We start from the raw sequence: 1,271 nt of genomic DNA on the forward strand, positions 1-1,271 counted from the left end.
TGACAAACATAAGGTGAACGTAGCAATACGCCGGAGGCAACAGATTCATTACCTCCGTATGTGCAAGACGTGGCTTAAGCTTTCAGTACGTCCAGCGCAGCAGTGTAGTCTGGCTCGTTGGTGATTTCATTGACCAGTTGGCTGAAAACGACGTTGTCATTTTCATCAATAACGACCACGGCACGTGCGGCCAGACCTTTCAGTGGGCCTTCAGCGATTTCTACGCCGTAGTTTTTCAGAAATTCTGCGTTGCGCAGGGTGGACAGCGTGATAACGTTGCTCAGACCTTCCGCGCCGCAAAAACGTGAATGGGCGAATGGCAGGTCGGCCGAAATGCACAGTACGACGGTATTGTCGATTTCTGTCGCCAGTTGGTTAAACTTACGTACCGATGCCGCACAAACGCCGGTATCGATGCTTGGGAAAATATTCAGCACTTTGCGCTTGCCTGCGAACTGGCCCAGCGTAACGTCAGACAGGTCTTTAGCCACAAGGGTAAAAGCCTGAGCTTTGCTTCCAGCCTGAGGAATTGAGCCGGCAACTGTAACCGGGTTGCCCTGGAAATGAACGGTTTGTGACATGGTTATCTTCCTGTTTACATATAGTTAACGTCGAGGCTAGTTTATGCCATCAGCAGTTAACACGGCAAACGCTATTTGCGGATATCCGCTTCAGGGACTGCATTAAGGAAAGCAAATGAGAACAGTTAAGGTGTATGAGGAAGCCTGGCCGCTGCACACTCCCTTTGTTATTGCCCGTGGGAGCAGAACCGAAGCGCATGTGGTGGTGGTTGAAGTGGCAGAAAACGGCGTCACGGGTATTGGCGAGTGCACACCGTATCCGCGCTATGGTGAAAGCGATGCCTCAGTGCTGGCGCAAATTATGAGCATTGCCCCACAACTGGAAAATGGACTGACGCGTGAAGAGCTGCAAAAGCTGCTGCCAGCGGGAGCCGCGCGTAATGCTGTGGACTGCGCGTTGTGGGATCTGAGTGCGCGTCAACAGCAACTGTCACTGGCAGAGTTGGTGGGAAGTGAACTGGCGGAAGTGGTGACGACGGCGCAAACCGTGGTAATTGGCACGCCGGAACAAATGGCGGTGAGTGCGGCTGCACTGTGGGAAAATGGCGCGAAACTGCTAAAAGTTAAACTGGATGCGCGCTTGATTAGCGAGCGGATGGTAGCTATTCGTGCTGCGGTGCCTGATGCCACGATTATTGTCGACGCCAATGAATCCTGGCGGGCAGAAGGTCTGGCGGCGCGCTGCCAGCT

General features: G+C 53.3%; 2 protein-coding genes. One reads left to right on the top strand and one right to left on the bottom strand.

All coding sequences use genetic code 11. The features are described 5' to 3' along the window. Positions 1 to 74 precede the first annotated feature (74 nt). Complete coding sequence (gene tpx / locus FDW87_RS10260; RefSeq protein WP_016153212.1) at positions 75 to 581, bottom strand: thiol peroxidase; 507 nt, start codon at positions 579 to 581, stop codon at positions 75 to 77. A gap of 115 nt (positions 582 to 696) precedes the next feature. On the opposite strand from tpx, the gene ycjG reads away from it, so the two are divergent. Continuing rightward, on the top strand, positions 697 to 1,271 hold a 575-nt coding region (gene ycjG, locus FDW87_RS22255), incomplete at its 3' end, for an L-Ala-D/L-Glu epimerase (RefSeq protein WP_252363104.1).

The organism is Citrobacter sp. wls826 (assembly GCF_005281245.1).
Classification (GTDB): domain Bacteria; phylum Pseudomonadota; class Gammaproteobacteria; order Enterobacterales; family Enterobacteriaceae; genus Citrobacter; species Citrobacter braakii.

Bases quoted from the DNA above. Each gene is read 5' to 3' on its own strand.
- tpx (WP_016153212.1), bottom strand. From the start codon at position 581: ATGTCACAAACCGTTCATTTCCAGGGCAACCCGGTTACAGTTGCCGGC.